The organism is Cobetia sp. LC6, assembly GCF_030264805.1.
Classification (GTDB): domain Bacteria; phylum Pseudomonadota; class Gammaproteobacteria; order Pseudomonadales; family Halomonadaceae; genus Cobetia.
On the sequence record NZ_JASSPL010000001.1, the window covers coordinates 1 to 20,434 of the forward strand.

The window sequence follows — 20,434 nt, forward strand, 5'->3', positions numbered from 1 at the left end:
GTTCCTCGATAGCTCAGTTGGTAGAGCAAATGACTGTTAATCATTGGGTCACAGGTTCGAGTCCTGTTCGAGGAGCCAATAGCACATGCAGCATGCTTGAAATGTCAGCCTGATAGCATCCATGATGATGTCACTGACATATGGATTTCCGGTCGTTCCTCGATAGCTCAGTTGGTAGAGCAAATGACTGTTAATCATTGGGTCACAGGTTCGAGTCCTGTTCGAGGAGCCAATCCAAGGCTTCCTGCCAATGCCGGAAATGACGCTGATAGATGAGTTCCTCGTCGTCAGCTTCGATATCGCCCTGATATCGATCGATATTTGTTGTTCCTCGATAGCTCAGTTGGTAGAGCAAATGACTGTTAATCATTGGGTCACAGGTTCGAGTCCTGTTCGAGGAGCCAATATCATTTCCCTGCTTCCCCTCGTGTTCTCTGCTGGTGGCATCATCGCTGCCTGAGCTTTGCTTGTTGCTTTGCGCTTGAGCTCTGTTCGTAATCCTGGCTTGTCAGCCCTGCTCATCAATCCGTTCCTGCTCCTCCATCTGTCAGATGTCTCGTGCTTTCTGCCTCGAGCGTGCTCTCGCGTCGCCAGCCTTCTACTGTCGTTCTCTACGCGGCTCTGCCTGACGTTGTGATGCTGGCCATTGTGTTTCTGCTGCTGCGCTTTCTGTCTAGTTGCTGCTGTCTGTGCGTTGTTGTGCGCGCGTTGCTGCCTCGCGCGGCCGTGATGCTGCGTGCCACAGACTTTCTTTGTGGCAAGAAAAAGCCCCTGCGCTCGGTGTTGCATGAGAGCAGGGGCCTTGGCGGTCGACCAGCTTCGTCAAACGCGGGTCATGGCGCGAGTCCTGAGGGCCTAGCGATCACCGGTGAGGTGGGCGTAGTCGAGCAGGATCTCGGCACTTTCCTGAAGCTGGGCCTGATCGATCGGGTCCTTGGCTTCCTTGTCGCTGCTGCCTTCTTCGATATCGGCTTCCTGCTCGGGAACGCTCTCGGGGGAAGAGATGTGGTCGCTGGCGGCATCGAGTTCGGCAAAGCTTGTCAGTGGCTCGAGGTTGAGGGCACGACGGCGTTTGTTTTCCAGTGCCAGCTGCTCGGCTTCCTGGGCATCCATCTCGCGTTTGCGCTGCTCGCGATTGAGGCTGATGCTGGTCTGCTGCGCGCGCAGTGCCTTTGACAGCGCGACTTCGCTCTTCAGGTAGCTGAAGTTGGGGTCCTGTTCGACGCGGCTCTGGTGGCGGGCGCGCAAGGCGGCCAGATAGCGTGCTGGTTCACCGTAGCGGCGATACTTCACCGGGCGTACCTGGTCCCAGGGCAGCGCGTAGTCGAGGCTGGATTCGCCGATCTCCTGCGGGTCGATGACGCTGGGGAAGGCGATGTCCGGCTTCACACCCTTGTTCTGGGTCGAGTCGCCGGAGATGCGATAGAACTTGGCGCGGGTCAGCTTGATCTCGCCTTCGCTCAGCGAGGAGATGGTCTGCACCGTGCCCTTGCCGAAGGTCTGGCTGCCGAGTATCAGGCCGCGGCCGTAGTCCTGGATCGCGCCGGCGAAGATTTCGGATGCCGAGGCCGAGAGGCGGTTGACCAGTACGGTCAGCGGGCCGTCATAGTGGGTGCCGGCGTCGGTATCGCCGTAGAGGCTGATACGGCCGCGTGCATCACGCACCTGCACGGTGGGGCCGCGATCGATGAACAGGCCGATCATCGAATTGGCTTCCTGCAGGGCACCGCCGCCGTTGTTGCGCAGATCGAGAATGATGCCTTCCACCTGCTTGGCCTTCAGTTCATCGATCAGGCGCGCCACGTCGCGGGTGGTGCTGCGGTAGTCGTCTTCACCGGCCTGCCAGGCATCGAAATCGACATAGAAGGCGGGCACATGAATGACGCCGATCCTGTGGACGCCATCATCGCGCTTGACGTCGATGACCTTGGCATTGGCGGCCTGGTCCTCGAGCTTGACGGTGTCGCGGGTGATATCCAGCTCACGCGTCTTGGTGACATCCAGTGACTGGGCCGGGATCACTTCCAGGCGCACGACGGAGCCCTTCGGGCCACGGATCAGGTCCACGACATCATCCAGGCGCATGCCGACCACGTTGGTCCACTCGCTGTCGCCCTGGCCCTGGCCGACGGCCACGATGCGGTCAGCCGGCTTGAGTTCGCCATCCTTCTCGGCAGGGCCGCCGGGCACGAGGCTCGAGACCTTGACGTATTCGCCTTCGGATTGCAGCAGGGCGCCGATGCCGTCCAGTGACAGCTTCATCTGGATGTCGAAGGATTCACCCTGACGCGGCGAGAAGTATTCACTGTGCGGGTCGATGCTGCCGGTCACGGCATGCATCACCAGCGTCAGGATATCTTCATCGTTGGTCTGCTTGATGCGCTTGAGCTGATTGGAATAGCGCTCGCTGAGCGTCCTGGCGATCTCGTCATCGCTCTTGTCGGACAGCGACATCGACAGCCAGGCATTCTTGAGGCGCTTGCGCCACAGCTCGTCGAGCTCCTGCTCGCTATCGGCCCACGGGCTGTCCTTGCGGTCCAGCGCCAGGCGATCGTCCTTGTCGAAATCGAAGCTCGGCTTGGCATCCAGCGTCTTCACCAGCCAGGTGAGGCGTGCGGTGAGGCGTTGTTGATAGCGATCGTAGAGTCCATAGAGGCGCTCGAGGTCACCATCGACCATGGCGTCGTCGAAATCATGACGCAGGTCGCTGAATTCGCTGATGTCCGCATCCAGCAAGTAGGCTTTCTGGGGGTCGAGAGTCTTGAGGTATTGCGTGAAGGCGCGGTTGGCCCAGTGGTCATCCAGGGTCACATCTTCGTAATGCCCATAGCGCAAAGACTCGGCAACTTCGCGAGCAGCCTGTGCATCGGCGTCAGTAGGGGTGACCGCGGCACTGGCAGGGCCGGCCATGGCAAGACACAGGGCAACGAATGCCGTGCGCCGGACGTTTGCGAACAGGCTCATCAATGAAGCACTCCCGATTCATGTACACTCTGCTCCCTGAACGACCTCCCCGCAGGGGGTCGAGCGGGCATTGTAGCAGTCTCATGCACCATACACAGTTGTCTGGCGTTGATGCGTTGGGGTTGTGAAAACTCTGTCAGCGCAGGCCTTTGGCTGGCATGTCGCGCCTTTGGGCGCCCCCTGTGTGGTGACTGGATGGCAGTCGTGTCATCGAAGGGTCATCACAGGTTTTCCCATCATGTTTCTTCTTATACAGTGCCTTGCATATATCTTCGAGGACCAGACGCCATCATGACTCATGCGATTGCGGATTCCCGCGTTCCCGCACTGCTCGACTTCCTGTCTTCTTCTCCCACGCCGTGGCACGCGACGGCTTCCATGGCGCAGCGTCTTGAGCAGGCGGGCTACCGTCGCCTCAGCGAGACATCTTCCTGGCAGCTGGCGCCCGGTGATCGCGCCTATGTCACGCGCAATGATTCCTCGTTGATCGCCTTTCAGCTCCCGAAGGGTGATACGCCGCTGAGCTCACTTCGGATGATCGGTGCGCACACCGATTCGCCTTGTCTGCGTTTGAAGCCCAATCCGGCACAGGTCAGTCAGGGCTGGTTGACGCTGGGTGTCGAGACCTATGGCGGCGTGTTGCTGAGCACCTGGTTCGATCGCGATCTGGGGCTTGCGGGGCGTGCCCAGGTGCGGCATGCGGACGGTCGTCGCGAGACGCTGCTGCTGGCGGTCATGCGTCCGTTTGCTTGCGTGCCGAGCCTGGCGATCCATCTGGATCGTGACGTCAACAGTGGGCGTGCCATCAATGCCCAGACCCAGATGTCAGCCGTGGTCATGCAGCTGGATGACGAGGCCGGGACGCCCGCGGAGGCCTTCAACGCGCTGTTGATCGATCTGATCGAGGAGCAGCACGGCGTGCGGGTCGCGGATGTCGTCGACTTCGAGCTGGGCCTGCATGATCTGCAGCCGGCGGCGCAGTCGGGGCTGAAGGGCGAGTTGATCACCAGTGCCCGCCTCGACAATCTGCTGTCCTGTTTCGTCGGTCTCGAGGCGCTGCTGGAGGCCGACGGCAGTCAGGGGGCGCTGTTCGTCACCACCGATCATGAAGAAGTCGGCAGTGCCAGCGCCTGTGGTGCCCAAGGGCCCTTCCTTGCCGATGTGCTCAAGCGCATCAATCACTACGTCGGCTTGGACAGCGAAGAAGGCTATCAGTGCCTTGTGCAGCGCTCCTTGATGATTTCTTGCGATAATGCTCACGCCGTGCACCCCAATTTCGCGGACAAGCATGATGCGGGGCATGGGCCGAAGTTGAATGCCGGGCCGGTCATCAAGGTCAATGCCAATCAGCGTTACGCCACCAACAGCACCACGGCCGGGCTGTTCCGCGAGATGTGTCGCGAGCAGGATGTGCCGGTGCAGACCTTCGTCAGTCGTGCCGACATGGGCTGTGGCAGCACCATCGGGCCGATCACCGCCAGTGAGGTGGGGGTGCCGACCCTGGATGTGGGGCTGCCGCAGTGGGGCATGCACTCGATTCGTGAGACATCCGGCAGTGCCGATGTCGCCATGCTGATCAAGGTGCTGGTAGCCTTCTGCAATCGCGAGCAGCTGGACTGAGTCGAGCCGGAGTGTGCTGGGAGAGCGGGCGCGTAGTGTAAGAAGACGAGCCCGGAAAAAGGGCGGTCTGTGGGTCGCCCTTTTTGTTGCCTGTGACCTGGCTCGAGGGCTACGGCGCAGGGCGCCGGATGCGCGAGTCATGTGTATAGATCGCGCACAACGAAAAAGGCCTGACTGCAAGCAGTCAGGCCTTTCGAATCTTGGTTGGTGGCTACACCCTGATTTGAACAGGGGACCCCATCATTATGAGTGATGTGCTCTAACCAGCTGAGCTATGTAGCCGTCCAACGGAGGCGAATATTACGGATTGCCCGTGATGTTGTCAATGCATCAGCGCGAAAAAGTGGCAGGGAATTCATCGGGCTAGCGTCCAGGCCGCGCAGCGAGGGCATCAGGTAGGCTATCGGAGAGTGTGCCGGGGAGAGCCTCTCGCGAGATGGCGCGTGCGATGAGGTTGCCACTGGCGCAGGCCAGCGTGAAGCCCAGGCTGCCATGGCCGACGTTCAGCCACAGATTGCCCGGGCTGTTCGCTTGCCGGGGACGGCCGAGGATCGGCGGCCCCTTGGGCGTACTGGGGCGCAGTCCGGCCCAGGGAGTGGCCTGCGCGAAATCGCCGGCTTCGGGGAAGGTATCGCTGGCCAGCTTGCGCAGGGCGGCAATGCGCTGCTCATCCAGTTCGGGGTGGAAGCTGTCGCGTTCCCGCTGGCCGATATCCACCATCGCCGCGACGCGCAGCTGGCGCGATGCCGACGACTCCAGGTCGGCGTAGACCACCTTGCGTGCCGAGTCGGTGACGCTGATGCGCGGCGCGGCCGTCTCGGGGGTGTCAGCCGTCAGCGCCAAGGTGAGGCTATAGCCCTTGAGCGGCTGCAAGGGCAGGCGGATACCCAGGGGGCGTACCAGCTCGGCGGCATGATTGCCGGCCGCGATGACGACCTCTTCGACGGGGAGGCATTCTCGGCGGCCATCAAGATGTCTGAGATCGAGCTGCGCGATGCGCCCGTTGCGTGCGCTCAGCGGGGCGACGCGGGTATTGGCGATGCGTGTATAGCGCTCGGAGGCCTGCAGCTTGCGCTCCAGCGCCTGACAGAAAGCATGGCAATCCGCCGTCTCGTCCGAAGCGCTGAAGATGCCGCCCGACAGATGGGCTTGCTGGTGGGTCAGTGAGGGCTCCAGCGCGATGCATTGGCGTGCATCGAGTACCTGTTGGTCCTGCGGGGCGACGCGCGCGGCGGCCGCCTTGTCGAGCACCTCGGGATCACGATGGATCACTAGCTTGCCGCGCTGCTGCCAGGCGAAGTCGCCGAGCGCATCTCGTGCGCGCCACTCGCTCATGATCGCCTGGCTGTGCAGCGCCAGCGAGAGCATCTGAGTTGCGCTGGCCTGATGGGTAGGGTGATTGCAGGCGGCCACAAATCGGGCCATCCAGCGCCATTGTGCGGGGTCAAGATTGGGGCGCAGTTTCAGCGGTGCCTCGTTGCCTGCCAGCAGCCACTTGATGGCCTGGCGGGGCACGCCGCTATCGGCCAGTGGTGCCACATAGCGATAGCTCAGCTGACCGCCATTGGCGCGGCTGGTCTCGCTGGCAACCTCGGCATGGGCGTCGATCAGGGTCACGCAGTGGCCGGCGCGCACCAGGGCGTGGGCACTGGCGAGGCCGATCACGCCGCCTCCGATGACAGTCACGTGGCGTTGCATGCTGGGCTCCCGGGTCGTGAAGGTCGTGAAGGTCGTGAAGGTCGTGTTGCGTTGTGCTCGAGCTTGCCGGTCGCTTGCGTGAGTGGCGAATGAAAAGGATGTGTCGCGTCATAACCCGAGGTTATGGGGTAACCTGATGCACAGGCGCTCAAGTGCGCCCTCAAGTGAGCCCTCTAGATAAGATAACCGGACAGGAAGATAGTGCATGCGGCTCAGGGACCTGGAAATCTTTCACGCCGTCCTGCAGGCCGGCAGCGTGACCGGCGCGGCGAGATTGCTGCATATCTCCCAGCCGGCGGCGAGCAAGGCGCTGCAGCAGGTCGAGCGCCAGTGGGGCATCACGTTGTTCACGCGCAGTGCAGGGCAGCTTCATCCCACCGAGGAGGCGCGCAAGCTGGAAGCGGCCAGCCAGGGAATGCTCGGTCAGCTGGACGATGTGAGGCGGCTGGTCGATGGCTTGCGCGAGGGCGAGGCACGCACGCTCAAGGTGGTGGCGACGCCTGCCATCGCCCAGCAATTGCTGCCACAGGCACTGGGTCAGTGGCGCAGGCGTCAGCCACGGGTCAGCTGTGAGCTGGCGACCCAGCATACCCGCGAGATCGTCGATGCCCTGTTGCTGCATGAGGTCGATATCGCCTTCACGCTGAGTGCGCCGACGCATCCTGCACTGATGACGCGTCCGCTGGTGCGCATGCCGCTACTGGTGCTCGCGCCCGAAGGGTATTGGGCACAGGACTGTCAGCAGACGCCGATGACGGTGGCGGAGCTGGCCGGTCAGCGCCTGATCGCCCTGGGGGCGTACGATCCGCTGGCGCGGCGACTCGATGGTCTGCTGGCGAGCGTGGCGCAGGAAGCTTCAAGCGCTTTGCCATCTTCACCGCGCATCATGACGCGAGTGCAGACCTATCCCCTGGCGGCGGCGCTGGTTCAGGCGGGGGAGGGGCTGGCGGTGGTCGATGCACTCACGGCGCATGCCGCCACTACGGAGCGCGGCTTGAGCGCGCGTCAGCTGCCCCAGGCGGGTGAGCTGGTGCTGAGTGCCATGTGGCGACGCGAGGCGGGTCGTTCGCGGCTGGCGCAGACGCTGGCAGATCAGCTCGCCAGACAGGCCGCGCAGTGGCTGCAGGTGCCGCTGGTAGAGCCCTCGGTGAACTGAGCCTACTGCTGGCTGAGCTTCCGCTGGATGAGGTTTCCGCGCCACAACGCAGAACGCCCCTGGCCTCGTGAGAGACCAGGGGCGTTCCGTCAGGACAGGCTGTCAGGGCATCAGCTGGGCCCGGGCGTCGCCGGGCACCTGTGAGCCATCAGACATTGAAGCGGTAGTGCACCACGTCGCCATCCTTGAGGATGTAGTCCTTGCCTTCCAGGCGCCACTTGCCGGCATCCTTGGCGCCTTGCTCGCCCTTGTAGGCGATGAAGTCGTCATAGGAAATGACTTCGGCACGGATGAAGCCTTTCTGGAAGTCGGTGTGGATGACACCAGCGCCTTCCGGTGCGGTAGCGCCGATCTTGACGGTCCAGGCACGCACTTCCTTCACGCCAGCGGTGAAGTAGGTCTGCAGACCCAGCAGCTCATAACCGGCGCGGATGACGCGGTCCAGGCCCGGCTCTTCCATGCCCAGCTCATCGAGGAACATCTCGCGCTCTTCCTCGTCCAGCTCGGCGATCTCGGCTTCGATCTTGTTGCACACCGGCACGACGCTGGCGCCTTCGTTGGCGGCAATGCCGCGCACGATATCGAGGTAGGGATTGTTCTCGAAGCCTTCCTCGCTGACGTTGGCGATGTACATGGTCGGCTTGAGGGTCAGGAAGCCGAAGCCGCGCACGATCTTCAGGTCGTCATCGCTGAGGCCGAAGCTGCGCAGCGGCTGGCCTTCGGCCAGGTGCGGCTGGATACGTTCCAGCACGGCCTTGGTGGCGATGGCTTCCTTGTCGCCGCCCTTGGCGACACGGGTCAGACGCTGGATGCTGCGCTCGACGCTGTCGAGGTCGGCCAGGGCCAGCTCGATGTTGATGGTCTCGATGTCGGCGGCCGGGTCGACGTGGTTGGCGACGTGGATGACGTTGTCATCCTCGAAGCAGCGCACCACGTGCGCGATGGCGTCGGTCTCACGGATGTTGGCCAGGAACTTGTTGCCCAGACCTTCGCCCTTGGAAGCGCCCGCGACCAGACCCGCGATGTCGACGAATTCCATGGTGGTCGGAATCACCTTCTCCGGCTTGACGATCTCGGCCAGCGCGTTCAGGCGAGGGTCAGGCATCGGCACGATACCGGTGTTCGGCTCGATGGTGCAGAAGGGGAAGTTCTCGGCGTCAATGCCAGACTTGGTCAGTGCATTGAAGAGAGTGGACTTGCCGACGTTCGGCAGGCCGACGATGCCGCAATTGAAACCCATGGCGCTAGATCCTGGTGTGACGTATCGAATGGGGCGTGGCACTGGCAGTCGTCTCGACCAGCAGGCTCTGAGTGCACAGACACTGGGCATGCGGGGAAACGAGTGGGCAGGCACGGAATGAAGACAGGCGGGAAGTGTAAGGCCTCATGCCGCCGAGGTCATCCATTGGGCGCATGTCGCGCGACAAATGATGCCTTTTGCTGCTGATCGCGTGGCGAGACACGCATACGCAAGCGAGGTGATGCGTTGAGCGAATCACCGAAATTCGGAGAGGGGTGATGCAGGGGTTCAGCTCTTGAAGGAGTGCAGGCGATTCATGGCCCGCGCCCATTCGCCACTGATGGCGTCGGGGAGGGTCATCACCACTTCGTCGATGGCGTCGTCGATGGCCTGGCGTTCAGCCTTGCCGGGACGCCCGAGCACGAAGTTGGTCACCAGCTTGGCATTGCCGGGGTGGCCGATGCCGATGCGGGCACGATGGAACGACTTGTCGTTGCCCAGTGCACTGATGATGTCGCGCAATCCGTTATGACCACCATGGCCGCCACCCTGCTTGTAGCGGGCGGTGCCGGGGTCGATGTCCAGCTCATCGTGAGCGACGAGCAGTTCATCCGGTGCGAGCTTGTAGAAGTTGCACAATGCGGCCACGGCCTGACCGCTGCGATTCATGAACGTCGATGGGAACAGCAGATGCAGATCCTGACCTGCGAAGTGGACCTTCGCGTACTGGCCATGGAACTTGCGTTCCGGACGCAACGTGGTGTGACCGTGGCGCGCAAGAGCGTCAAGGAGCCAGACGCCGGCATTGTGACGGGTGTCTTCGTATTCGTTCCCCGGGTTACCGAGGCCGATGATCGCTTTCACTCGTGACATGCGTCGTCTGGCTCCTTGATCAGAAGGCTGCGTTATTCTGCAGCGGCTTCTTCGCCTTCAGCGGCATCTTCTGCGTCAGCAGAGATGTTCGGACGAGTGACGTTGACCACAGCGGTGTCGTGATCGGCACCGTGAGACAGTGCAACGGACTCGGCGCCTTCCGGCAGAGCGATGTCGGACAGGTGCAGGGTGTGGCCAACTTCCAGCTTGGACACGTCCAGCTCCAGGTATTCCGGCAGGGCTTCCGGCAGGCAGCTGATTTCGACGTCGGTTGCCAGAATGTGCAGGACGCCGTCCTGATCCTTGACGCCGACACAGGCTTCCTGACCAGTGATGTGCAGCGGCACGTTCATGGTCAGTTTGTGGGTCGGGTCGATGCGCAGGAAGTCGATGTGAGTCAGCAGCGGCTTGAACGGGTGACGCTGCAGGTCACGGATGACGACTTTCTCGGCCTTGCCAGCAACATTCAGGGTGATGATGGAGGAGTAGAACGCCTCATCGTCAACCGCCTTGTACAGGCTCGGCTTGTCGACCATGATCGGAGTCGGGGCCTTGTCGGCGCCGTAGACGATTCCCGGCACGAAGTCGTTCGTACGACGCAGGCGGCGGCTCGCACCTTTCCCCAGGTCTTCACGAACTTCAGCATTCAGTTTGAACAGTTTCATTTTGCAGATACCTCAAGGGTCTAATGAGAATCCGGCAGCCCCCGCGACCAGAGCGCTGCCGGATCCATGAGGCCGGCCCGGAGATTTCCGGGCCGGCCGCTTGTTGGCAGATGATGGATCATCTGCCGGTGTCAGTGCCTCTTCCCCGAGCAGTGGCGAGCAGGGCCCGCCGCCAGGACTCAGTGGAACATGGCGCTGACGGATTCTTCGTTGCTGACGCGACGGATCGCCTCGGCGATCAGGCCAGCGACTGTCAGCTGGCGGATCTTGCCGGAACGACGCGCGGCGTCGGACAGCGGGATGGTGTCGGCCACCACCACTTCGTCGAGGACGGAGTTGGTGATGTTGTCGACCGCCGGGCCGGACAGGATCGCGTGGGACGCATAGGCCACGACGCGGTTGGCGCCATGATCCTTGAGTGCCTCGCCCGCCTTGCACAGGGTGCCGGCGGTATCGATCATGTCATCGACCAGCACGCAGGTGCGGTCCTTGATATCACCGATGATGTTCATCACCTGGGCCTGGTTGGCCTGGGGGCGACGCTTGTCGATGATGGCCAGCTCGCAGTTGAGCTGCTTGGCGATGGCACGGGCACGTACCACGCCGCCCACATCCGGGGAGACGACGATCAGGTTGTCATAGTTCTGACGTTCGATGTCGTCGAGCAGGATCGGTGAGCCGTAGACGTTGTCCACCGGCACATCGAAGAAGCCCTGGATCTGATCGGCATGCAGGTCCATGGTCATGACGCGATTGACGCCAGCCTTGACCATCATGTCCGCGACCACCTTCGCCGAGATCGGCACGCGAGCAGAGCGCACGCGGCGGTCCTGACGGGCGTAACCGAAGTAGGGAACGACCGCAGTGATACGCGCCGCAGACGCACGACGCAACGCGTCCACCATCAGGATCAGCTCCATCAGGTTGTCGTTGGTCGGTGCGCAGGTGGACTGCATGATGAAGACGTCCTTGCCGCGAACGTTTTCGTTGATTTCTACCGCAATCTCGCCATCGCTGAACTGACCGACGGTTGCATGGCCCAGGCGGGTATCGAGGGCTTCAGCTACCTTGCGGGCGAGAGCGGGATTGGCATTCCCCGCGAATACCATCAGTTTTGACACGCGCAGCCACCTTTGGAGTCTTGTGGGATCTCGGGAGTGGAGAATTCCGGGTTGACCGGGAACGGCCAGGATTGGCTGGGGTACCAGGATTCGAACCTGGGAATGTCGGTACCAGAAACCGGTGCCTTACCACTTGGCGATACCCCAGCAACGTTCACTTCAACCAGTTGCTGTGCTCAGGCCGAAGCCAGAGCGGCATGTAGAGGGGAGATATTGCAACCGCGTGCCGAGAAGGCGTGCCACATCGGGCGCTCGAGTTCGAGTCGACCCAGCACCTCGCTGGCCTGTCGTGCGTCGTCAAACGCACAGAACACACAGGCGCCGGTGCCCGTCAGTCTGGCGGTGCCGAACTGGTCCAGCCAGTCCAGGGCGTCGGCGACTGCCGGGTACAAAGTGCGCACCACGACTTCACAGTCGTTGCGGCCCCCCTGCAGTGCGCGCGCCATACTAATCGCGAGGCTGGAACGTGTCAATTGCGGGTGGCCGAACACGGCGGGTGTGGCGACCTCGACACCGGGGTGAATCACCACGAACCATGGGGTGTCCAGCGGGGCTGGCTCAAGGCGTTCACCGATGCCCTCGGCCCAGGCGGCGAAGCCGCGCACGAACACCGGCACATCCGCGCCAAGCGACAGACCGAGCTCGGCAAGGGCGTCTTCGCCAAGCTCGAGCCCCCAGAGTCTGTCCAGTGCCAGCAGGGTGGTAGCGGCGTCGCTGCTGCCGCCACCCAGACCGCCCCCCATCGGCAGCACTTTCTCCAGCGTGATATCGACACCGGGCAATACGGTGGGTGACGCGACCTTGCCCTGCGCGTGCGCTGCTTCTCGCAGCAGGCGCGCGGCGCGCACGATCAGGTTGGCCTCTTCGGGCACACCTTCGATAGGCGGTGAGAGGCGGATGGCCTCATCGTCGCGCAGCGTGAAGCTGAGGCTGTCGCCGTGCTCGAGAAACTGGAACAGCGTCTGCAGTTCGTGATAGCCATCGGCACGCTGACCCGTGATATGCAGCATGCGGTTGAGCTTGGCCGGGGCGGGCAGCGTGAGTGTCATGGTCGATGCGGATGTCGGAGTCGTCATGGAAGAAGGAGAAGGTGTCACGATTACAGCGCCTGCCACTGGTTGATGATGAGAGTGGCAGTGAGGTCGCCGTAGTAAAGCTTCATCTTGCGCGGTAGCCACAGCCCTTCGGCGCGGGTCCAATCCTGATAGTCCACCTCCCAGCCGTCCTGGTAGAGGGTGGTCGGGAAGCCCAGTGCATCCGTCTCGAGATCATGCTCGCCAGCGGCCGGTACACCGCGCACCCAGTTGTCGAGGGCGCCCAGCGGCAATGACCAGCCCAGTTGCGCCAGCATCAGGCTCTCGGCATCCGGGGCTTCGAAGTCGCCCTCGGAGGAGGAGAGGCGCACGCCATCGGCATCGCGGACCAGAGTCGTGCGTCCCGCGCCCAGCGGGCCGGTGATCAGCATGTGGTAATCATCGCCGTCCTGCTGCCAGTCGAGGTTGGCGCTGTGGCCTTCCTCGGGAGTGCGAATGCCGACCTTGCCTGCCAGCTGCCAGTGGGTCAGGGCGGCAAGTTGCGCGTCCTGTTGCTGCCAGTCGCCGTCGCTGCGCGTCAGATCACCGGCATTGTCGCTGGCCATCTGGCTGGCACAGCCGCTGAGCACCAGTGTCATGGCCAGCAGGGCTGGCCCGAGCAGGCGGCGTGTCTGGCTCAGCAGGGAGAGTGACAGGGGAGAAGTGATCATGACGCGAAAGCCTTCCGGATGGCGAGAAGATGAGTGACGGTGAGTGAGGCTCCACTCACTGGCGGGTCAGGATAATGGACTCGCCAGTGGGCAGAAAGTGCCGGGTAGCGTGGCTGCGTACTTCAGGGCGCATCTACCACCGGGCGTAGCTCGGGGATGTGCTGGAACAGGGCTTCGAGCTCGCTGGCTTCTTCAAAGCGCTCGCTCAGCTCTATCGCCAGGCTACGGGCTTCATCCTCGCGGCCCAGCGCCCATAGCACCTCGATGAGATGAGCGCCGATCTCGGCATCCTGCTGCTGGGCCCAGGCGGCTTCCAGCGGTGCCAGTGCATTGTCGAGGTCGTCGGTCAGATAGCGGCCCCAGCCAAGGCTATCCAGAATGGCCGCGTCGTCGGGCGACAGCGCATGGGCGCGCTCGATCAAGGCCAGTGCTTCTTCAAGGCGACCCGTCTCCACCAGCAGGGTGTAGCCGAGCGCGTTGTAGGCGCTGGCGTTGTCGGGTTCCAGCGCGATGACTTCCCGCAGGTCTTCTTCCATGCCGCCCAGCTCATCATCTTCCAGACGGCGGATGCCGCGCAGGAACAACAGGCTGCCCAGCTCGCTTTCCAGCGTGTTGCGCGTGTCGGTCTCCTGGCCGGCGATGGCTTGCTTGAGCGCCTTGCGGCGCGTGGCGATGCTGCTGTTCAGCAGGGCCTCGGCCTCGGCATACGCCTCCTGGGAGTCGAGCAGGTCGATCTCGAAGCTCAGCAGCGTCATGGCATGGCGCGGATGGCGCAGGCGCTCCACGGCCAGTAACTGACGTGCCTCGTCCGTGCGCTCGTGTTCGACCAGCAACTGGGCGGCACGGGCGCGACTGGAGATGTAGCGCTCGCCGTCCGGCACCTGCCGGTAGTAAAGAATGGCGTTGTCGACATCGCCGCTGGACTCGGCGGCCAGCCCCAGCAGGGCGTAGGCGGCGTCCGGCACCGGGTCTTCATCGAGCAGCGGCAGCAGCAGGCGATGGGCGTCCTCGGGCGAATCGGCATCAAGATAGAGGCTGGCCAGCGCCAGACGCAGACGTGGCGCGTTGGGATGGCGGGCAATGAGGCTATCGATGCGCTCGCGTGCCGCGTCCAGATTGCCGCCGGCCAGTTCGGTCTGCGCGGCGCTCAGGATCAGGCGGCTGTCATCGAGAGCGATCTCAAGGCCTTGGGCCACCGCGCGGCGCGCCGCCACGAGACGCCCCGCGCTGCGTTCGATCTCGCTGCGCGCCAGCCAGAGCTCCGGCAACGTGGCGTGAGCGTTTTCCAGGCGTAGCAGGCGTGCACGCGCCGCGGTCTCATTGCCCAGCGCAGACTCGAACAGTGCCGCGGCAATCTCGGGCATCGGCTGCTCGGGATGCTGGGCGATATGCGTCTCCAGCATCGCCAGCAGGGGCTCGAGTTCGGCGCCGGCGTCGATCGCCTGCTCGGCCAGGGTCGCCAGATTGCCATTGCCGCCACTGGCGGTGAGCATCAGGCGTTGCTCGAGTGCAGCCTGCCAGTCGCCTCGCTCGACCGCCAGGCGGGCGCGGATGATGCCGGGCTCGCTGGCGGACTCATCGAGTTGCTGCCAGCGTTCGGCGGCGCGCTCCAGCAGGGCCGGGTTGTCGGCGAAACGAGCCGCGAGCACGGCGCGTCGCGCCAGTTCCGGGTCATCGAAGTGACGGCTGGCGGCCAGGTAGCCATTGGCGGCGCGGGGATAGTCACCGCGTTGTCCGGCGAGTTCGGCGCTCAGCAGCTGGTTGAGACTGTCGGCATCCAGGCCCTGCTGGATGGGAGGCGCCGTGGCCAGCGGGTCGGGCTGTGCCGACAGGGGCGCGGAGTCGCTCATCGACTGACAGCCGGTCATGCTCAGCAGTAACCCGCCTACGACGCAGGACTTCCACCCGCCGCGCGGGCGACGGGGGGTATCAAGAGAGGCGAGAGTATGCGGGGGGCTATGTTCAGCGGCAGTCGAAGCGTGCATGCAACCTCGCGTTTGTCGGTGGGGGCAGGATGAGAGTACGGGGGCGGTCGAGCCGCAGGCCAGGTCATTCGCGTAGTGTGGCGCTGACGAAGGCGTCGTGTCTCGCAGCATAACGGCTGGCGGCGAGCGGGGATAGCGTTGCCGATGCAAGGAAGTCGCATGCCCCGCCGGTCACTCGTATGCCGGCAGATACACCGCACGGGCTGATAGCGATAGCCTGCCAGCATCATGGAAAATCCTCATCGGCTGCGACATGCTGCGGGGTCGCGTGGTGCAGACGCTGTGGTAGAATGAGCGCGCTAATATTACGATCTCAGCCGCTTTGGCAGCCCTGTGTGCCTTTATGTCTGTCGCCCTTGTCCCCATTGAGTCGACAGGCATGAAAGCACGAAGCCCTCGCGGATTGCCTGCTGTCTCTGGTCGCTGCCTCGTGGCAGTCCAGAACCGAGAGCCGCCTGACATTGACGCCGCCCCCTGCCGGCCAGACCCTGACGACTGACTCCATGACCCTTCTTGCCCTTGGCATCAATCACCGCACCGCCGCCGTTGACGTGCGCGAACGCGTTGCTTTCACGCCTGCGCAGCTCGATGCCGCGCTGGGCGAATTGAAGCGCCTGCCGGCGGTCTCCGAAGCGGCGGTGCTGTCGACCTGCAATCGTACCGAGCTGTACTGCGTGACCAGCGATGGCGCCAAGTCGGTGCTCGAGTGGCTGGGGCGTTTTCATCGCCTGCCTGTGGAGGAGCTGTCGCGTTGCAGTTATCAGCACCTGGGGGAAGAGGCGGTACGCCACCTGATCCGTGTCGCGGTGGGGTTGGACTCGATGGTGCTGGGCGAGCCGCAGATTCTGGGGCAGCTCAAGGACGCCTATCAGTTCGCGCGCAACTCGGTGGGGCTGGGCGGTGAGCTCGAGCAGCTCTTCCAGCATATCTTCCAGGTCGCCAAGCAGGTGCGTACCGAGACCGGTATCGGCGAGAACCCCGTCTCGGTGGCCTACGCCGCCGTCAGCATGGCCAGCCACATCTTCGATGACTTCTCGCGGGCCAATGCCTTGTTGATCGGCGCCGGCGAGACCATCGAACTCGTCGCGCGCCATCTCAAGGAAGCGGGCATCGCCAACCTGTGCATCGCCAACCGCACCGTGTCGCGCGCCGAGCGTCTGGCCGATGACCTGGGCGGGACTGCCATCGGCCTGGAAGGTATTCCGCATGCCCTCGAGAATGCCGATATCGTGATAGCCTCCACCGCCTCCCAATTGCCGATTCTCGGCAAGGGCATGGTGGAACGCGCGCTCAAGAAGCGCCGCTACAAGCCGGTGTTCATGGTCGACATCGCCGTGCCGCGCGATATCGAGCCGCAGGTCGGAGACCTCGACGACGTCTTCCTCTACACGGTCGATGACCTGCAGGAAGTGATCGACGAGAATCGTCGCCACCGTGAGTTGGCCGCTGCCCAGGCAGAAGAGTTGATTCGCCAGGGCGTCAACGCCTGGTTGCACCGCAAGCGGGTGCGCAGTGGCGGCGAAGTCATCAAGCGCTACCGTAGCCATGGCGAGCAACTGCGCGCCGAATGCGAGGCGCAGGCGCTGGCGGAGCTCGATCAGGGACGCGACCCCCAGGAAGTGGTCGCGCAGTTGGCACGCCAGCTGGCCAATCGCTTCATGCATCACCCGACGCTGGCACTGCGCCAAGCCTCGGGAGATGATCGCCAGGATATTCTTCAGACGGCCCAGACGCTTCTGCTCGCGCCGGCTGATTCATCACAGGACCCTTCATGAAAGACAGCCTCATCACCAAGCTCGACACCTTCCATGATCGCTTCGAGGAGATCTCCGCACTGTTGTCGGAGCCCGAAGTGATCGGGGACCAGGCCAGGTTCCGCGACCTGTCGCGGGAGTATGCCGAGCTTGAACCATTGATCGAGGCATGGCGCCGCCATCGCGGCCTGAACGAAGATCGTGATGCCGCGCTGGCGATGGCGGAGGACAGTGATCCCGAGATGCGCGACATGGCGCGTGAAGAAGTCCGTGATACCGATGCGGCGCTCGAGACGCTGGAAGCCGAGATCACCCAGCTGCTGATTCCGCGTGACCCGGATGACGGCGCCAACGTCTTCCTCGAGGTGCGCGCCGGCACGGGCGGTGACGAGGCGGCGCTGTTCGCCGGTGACCTGTTCAAGATGTACTCGCGCTACGCCGAGCTCAAGGGCTGGAAGGTCGAGACCGTCAGCGCCAGTCACGGGGAGCACGGCGGCTTCAAGGAAGTCATCGCCCGCGTGAAAGGCGATGGTGTCTACTCGCGCCTCAAGTTCGAGTCCGGCGCGCACCGCGTACAGCGCGTGCCCGCCACCGAATCCCAGGGGCGTATCCATACTTCGGCCTGCACCGTGGCGGTGATGCCCGAGGCCGATGAAGTCGGTGACGTCGACATCAATCCGGCCGACCTGCGCGTGGACACCTATCGCAGCTCCGGCGCCGGTGGTCAGCACGTCAACACCACTGATTCCGCGATTCGCATCACCCACCTGCCCACCGGTGTGGTGGTGGAGTGTCAGGATGAGCGCAGCCAGCACAAGAACCGTGCGCGCGCCATGTCACTGCTGGCGGCGCGCCTCAAGCAGGCCGCGGTGGATTCCCAGGCACAGGCCACCTCCGATGCCCGTCGCAAGCTGGTCGGCTCGGGTGATCGCTCCGAGCGCATCCGGACCTACAATTTCCCGCAGGGGCGTCTGACCGACCACCGCATCAACCTGACGCTCTACAAGCTCAATGAAGTGATCGCCGGCCAGCTGGACGAAGTGATCGAGCCGTTGGTGGTGGAATACCAGGCCGATCAGCTGACCGCGCTGCAGGAGCAATAAGGTGAGAATCGATGTCACCCTGGCAGCCGCGACTGCCCGTCTGAGCGAGGCGGGCAGCGATTCTCCGCGTCTGGATGCCGAGTTGCTGCTGGGCGAAGTGATGGGACGTGAGCGCACCTGGTTCTACACCTGGGGCGATCGGGATCTCGAGAGCGAGGCAGGCGCCGAGGGTGTGGCACGTTTCGAGGCGCTGCTGGCACGCCGGGCCGAGGGCCATCCCGTGGCGCATCTGCTCGGGCGGCGTGAGTTCTATGGTCTGACGCTGGCCTGCTCGCCGGTCACGCTGATTCCGCGCCCGGACACCGAGGTCATGGTGGAGTGCGCGCTGGAACTGGCCGAGGCCACCAGCGGCAAGCTGCTGGATCTCGGTACCGGCACCGGTGCCATCGCGCTGGCCTTTGCGCGTCATCGCCCACAGTGGCAGGTACTGGGGGTCGATCTCATCGAGGGGGCCGTGCAGCTTGCTCGCGGCAATGCCGAGCGTCTGGCGATCGCCAATGCCGAATTCCGCCAAAGTGACTGGTTCAGTGGCGTCATCGAGACCGGCTTTGCGCTGATTACCGCCAACCCCCCCTATCTGGCCGATGACGACCCGCATCTCGTGCTGGGCGATGTGCGCTTCGAACCGCGTTCTGCGCTGGTCGCGGAAAAGGCCGGCCTGGCAGATTTCCTGCATCTGATCGCGACGGCACCGCAGCATCTGGCCGCAGGTGGTCACCTGATGCTGGAGCATGGTCTCACCCAGGGCAATGAAGTGCGCGAGGCACTGCGTACCGGCGGTTTCATCGACGTCGAGACCCTGGAAGACCTGGGCGGGCGAGAACGCATCACGCTGGGCAAGCTGGCCTGATGCTCGCCGGGCACCGGTTAGCGGTGCCCGTGCGTGGTCCCCGCTGACATCTTCGCACTTGCTACCTCTGTAGTGCATTCCACCGTTTTCAGTGGAGTCTGCGTGGAATCCTCGTCACAGCACCGCCAGTGAAGGCGTATCCCCTGTTGGCCGGGTATGGTAGTAATGAACCTGCATGATTGGCATGGTCATCTGATAACCCCCTTGTTATCCGACGGCCTGACTGCACGGAAGCCAGGAACACGGATGATCCTGCTGCAAGTCACCCTGCTGGGAAAACTATTACAATGAAAGCAAAATCACGCTCTCTGGACCGCATCGACCTCAAGATTCTGCGTTGCCTGCAAGAGAATGCCCGTATCTCCTATGTCGACCTCGCCTCGGAAGTCGGCCTTTCCACCACGCCGTGCCTGGAGCGCGTCAAGCGCCTCGAGCGTGCCGGCGTCATCCGCGGTTACAAGGCGGTGCTCGACCCCAAGGCGCTCAAGGCCAATCTGTTGGTCTTCGTCGAGATCAGTCTCGAGACGCAGTCGCCGTCGGTGTTCGATGAATTCCGCCGCGCCGTCTCCAAGCTGCCGCAGATCCAGGAATGTCATCTGGTCTCCGGTCAGTTCGACTACATCCTCAAGTGCCGGATTCCGGAAATGTCCGCCTATCGTCAGCTGCTTGGCGATGTGGTGCTGACGCTGCCCGGCGTCAAGGAATCCAAGAGTTATGTGGTGATGGAAGAGGTCAAGGAGCAGTTCTCGCTGCATGTGCCCGATATCGAGGAACTGGATGCCAAGTAATGGCAAGCCCTGTTGGTGTCAGGCAGGGCGCGTGGCACCTCACTTCATTTACCGATAGGCGGCTTTTCTCCCATGCAAGATTCGCAATTGCTGCGTTACTCGCGCCAGATCCTGCTCCCCCAGGTCGACATCGCCGGGCAGCAACGCCTGTTGGCGGCGCGGGTCCTGGTGATCGGGGCGGGCGGCCTGGGCTGCCCGGCAGCGCTCTATCTGGCAGCCGCGGGCATCGGCACCCTGGTGGTGGCCGATGATGACCACGTCGAGCTGTCCAATCTGCAGCGTCAGATCGCCCATGGTGACGCCGACATCGATCAGCCCAAGGCGCAATCACTTGCCTCCTCACTGTTGAAGATCAATCCCGACATCGAGGTGATCGCGTTGTCCGAGCGGCTGCAGGGTAAGGCGTTGACCGAGCAGGTGACTGCCGCAGACGTGGTGCTCGATTGCACCGATCGCTTCAGCTCGCGCTTCCCGATCAACGCCGCCTGCGTGGCAGCGGGCACCCCGCTGGTGTCCGGCGCCGCGATACGCTTCTCCGGTCAGCTGGCAGTGTTTGATCGCCGTGAGCCACGGGCACCGTGTTATGGCTGCCTGTATCCGCCGGATGAGCTTGGCGATGAAGAACTGACCTGTGCCGAGAGTGGCGTCATCGCGCCGCTGGTCGGCATCATCGGCGCCTTTCAGGCGCTGGAAGCGCTCAAGCTGATCAGCGGTGCCGGCAGCGTGCATCGCGGCCTTGCCACCTTCGATGGCCTCAGTGGTGAATGGCGGCGCATGGGCCTCAAGCGCGACCCCGGCTGCCAGGTGTGTGGCAGTCGTGAGCCCGTATAGGCGGCAGTCAATTGCTGTTCGATAGAGCATGAAAAAGCCCCC

The 20,434-nt window shown here is 63.3% G+C and carries 16 protein-coding genes and 5 tRNA genes; 10 read left to right on the plus strand and 11 right to left on the minus strand.

Annotation, left to right across the window (positions count from 1 at the left end; genetic code table 11):
• Positions 1-2 precede the first annotated feature (2 nt).
• From QQF40_RS00005 to QQF40_RS00015, 3 genes are all read left to right on the plus strand, one after another.
• Positions 3-78 (plus strand) — tRNA-Asn (locus QQF40_RS00005).
• Positions 79-156: 78 nt separating this feature from the next.
• Positions 157-232 (plus strand) — tRNA-Asn (locus QQF40_RS00010).
• A gap of 96 nt (positions 233-328) precedes the next feature.
• A tRNA-Asn gene (locus QQF40_RS00015) sits at positions 329-404 on the plus strand.
• 451 nt (positions 405-855) lie between these two features.
• On the opposite strand, the gene QQF40_RS00020 is transcribed toward QQF40_RS00015, so the two are convergent.
• Positions 856-2,964 carry a carboxy terminal-processing peptidase gene (locus QQF40_RS00020; protein ID WP_285460086.1) on the minus strand — a complete coding sequence of 703 codons (2,109 nt, stop codon included), beginning with the start codon at positions 2,962-2,964 and terminating at the stop codon, positions 856-858.
• 291 nt (positions 2,965-3,255) lie between these two features.
• Between QQF40_RS00020 and QQF40_RS00025 the strand changes: the two genes are divergently transcribed.
• Complete coding sequence (locus QQF40_RS00025) at positions 3,256-4,584, plus strand: M18 family aminopeptidase (protein WP_285460087.1); 1,329 nt, start codon at positions 3,256-3,258, stop codon at positions 4,582-4,584.
• A 205-nt stretch (positions 4,585-4,789) separates the two neighbouring features.
• On the opposite strand, the gene QQF40_RS00030 is transcribed toward QQF40_RS00025, so the two are convergent.
• Positions 4,790-4,866 (minus strand) — tRNA-Met (locus QQF40_RS00030).
• An 81-nt stretch (positions 4,867-4,947) separates the two neighbouring features.
• The gene (locus tag QQF40_RS00035) at positions 4,948-6,282 is read right to left on the minus strand and encodes an FAD-dependent oxidoreductase (protein WP_285460088.1); all 1,335 of its coding nucleotides are present in this window, start codon (positions 6,280-6,282) and stop codon (positions 4,948-4,950) included.
• Positions 6,283-6,487: 205 nt separating this feature from the next.
• Here QQF40_RS00035 and QQF40_RS00040 point away from each other — a divergent pair, with 205 nt between their 5' ends.
• On the plus strand, positions 6,488-7,438 hold the full coding sequence (locus QQF40_RS00040) for a LysR family transcriptional regulator (protein ID WP_175088362.1): 951 nt from the start codon (positions 6,488-6,490) through the stop codon (positions 7,436-7,438).
• A gap of 148 nt (positions 7,439-7,586) precedes the next feature.
• Here the strand turns inward: QQF40_RS00040 and ychF are convergent, their stop codons facing one another.
• The 8 genes from ychF to QQF40_RS00080 form a co-directional block, all read right to left on the minus strand.
• Complete coding sequence (ychF, locus tag QQF40_RS00045; RefSeq protein ID WP_175088361.1) at positions 7,587-8,678, minus strand: redox-regulated ATPase YchF; 1,092 nt, start codon at positions 8,676-8,678, stop codon at positions 7,587-7,589.
• Positions 8,679-8,966: 288 nt separating this feature from the next.
• Positions 8,967-9,551 (minus strand): aminoacyl-tRNA hydrolase, encoded by a 585-nt coding sequence (pth, locus tag QQF40_RS00050; RefSeq protein ID WP_043335900.1) that lies wholly within the window; start codon positions 9,549-9,551, stop codon positions 8,967-8,969.
• Positions 9,552-9,583: 32 nt separating this feature from the next.
• Positions 9,584-10,216 carry a 50S ribosomal protein L25/general stress protein Ctc gene (locus tag QQF40_RS00055; RefSeq protein ID WP_175088360.1) on the minus strand — a complete coding sequence of 211 codons (633 nt, stop codon included), beginning with the start codon at positions 10,214-10,216 and terminating at the stop codon, positions 9,584-9,586.
• Between the two features lie 179 nt (positions 10,217-10,395).
• Positions 10,396-11,337, minus strand: a complete 942-nt coding sequence (locus QQF40_RS00060; RefSeq protein WP_172978614.1) for a ribose-phosphate pyrophosphokinase — start codon at positions 11,335-11,337, stop codon at positions 10,396-10,398.
• Positions 11,338-11,409: 72 nt separating this feature from the next.
• A tRNA-Gln gene (locus tag QQF40_RS00065) sits at positions 11,410-11,484 on the minus strand.
• 29 nt (positions 11,485-11,513) lie between these two features.
• Positions 11,514-12,386, minus strand: coding sequence for a 4-(cytidine 5'-diphospho)-2-C-methyl-D-erythritol kinase (gene ispE, locus QQF40_RS00070; protein ID WP_175088359.1), 873 nt, complete (start codon positions 12,384-12,386; stop codon positions 11,514-11,516).
• A 50-nt stretch (positions 12,387-12,436) separates the two neighbouring features.
• Positions 12,437-13,081: a lipoprotein insertase outer membrane protein LolB gene (lolB, locus tag QQF40_RS00075; protein WP_175088358.1), complete on the minus strand. Its 645-nt coding sequence runs from the start codon at positions 13,079-13,081 to the stop codon at positions 12,437-12,439.
• Positions 13,082-13,203: 122 nt separating this feature from the next.
• The gene (locus QQF40_RS00080; protein WP_285460089.1) at positions 13,204-14,931 is read right to left on the minus strand and encodes a tetratricopeptide repeat protein; all 1,728 of its coding nucleotides are present in this window, start codon (positions 14,929-14,931) and stop codon (positions 13,204-13,206) included.
• Between the two features lie 638 nt (positions 14,932-15,569).
• Here QQF40_RS00080 and hemA point away from each other — a divergent pair.
• From hemA to QQF40_RS00105, 5 genes are all read left to right on the plus strand, one after another.
• On the plus strand, positions 15,570-16,841 hold the full coding sequence (gene hemA, locus QQF40_RS00085) for a glutamyl-tRNA reductase (protein ID WP_285460090.1): 1,272 nt from the start codon (positions 15,570-15,572) through the stop codon (positions 16,839-16,841).
• Positions 16,838-17,923: a peptide chain release factor 1 gene (gene prfA, locus QQF40_RS00090; protein WP_285460091.1), complete on the plus strand. Its 1,086-nt coding sequence runs from the start codon at positions 16,838-16,840 to the stop codon at positions 17,921-17,923. The genes hemA and prfA overlap by 4 nt, the downstream gene beginning before the upstream one ends.
• A gap of 1 nt (position 17,924) precedes the next feature.
• On the plus strand, positions 17,925-18,773 hold the full coding sequence (gene prmC, locus QQF40_RS00095) for a peptide chain release factor N(5)-glutamine methyltransferase (protein ID WP_285460092.1): 849 nt from the start codon (positions 17,925-17,927) through the stop codon (positions 18,771-18,773).
• Between the two features lie 287 nt (positions 18,774-19,060).
• Positions 19,061-19,561, plus strand: coding sequence for an Lrp/AsnC ligand binding domain-containing protein (locus QQF40_RS00100; protein ID WP_043335877.1), 501 nt, complete (start codon positions 19,061-19,063; stop codon positions 19,559-19,561).
• A 72-nt stretch (positions 19,562-19,633) separates the two neighbouring features.
• Complete coding sequence (locus QQF40_RS00105; protein ID WP_285460093.1) at positions 19,634-20,392, plus strand: HesA/MoeB/ThiF family protein; 759 nt, start codon at positions 19,634-19,636, stop codon at positions 20,390-20,392.
• Positions 20,393-20,434 lie beyond the last annotated feature (42 nt).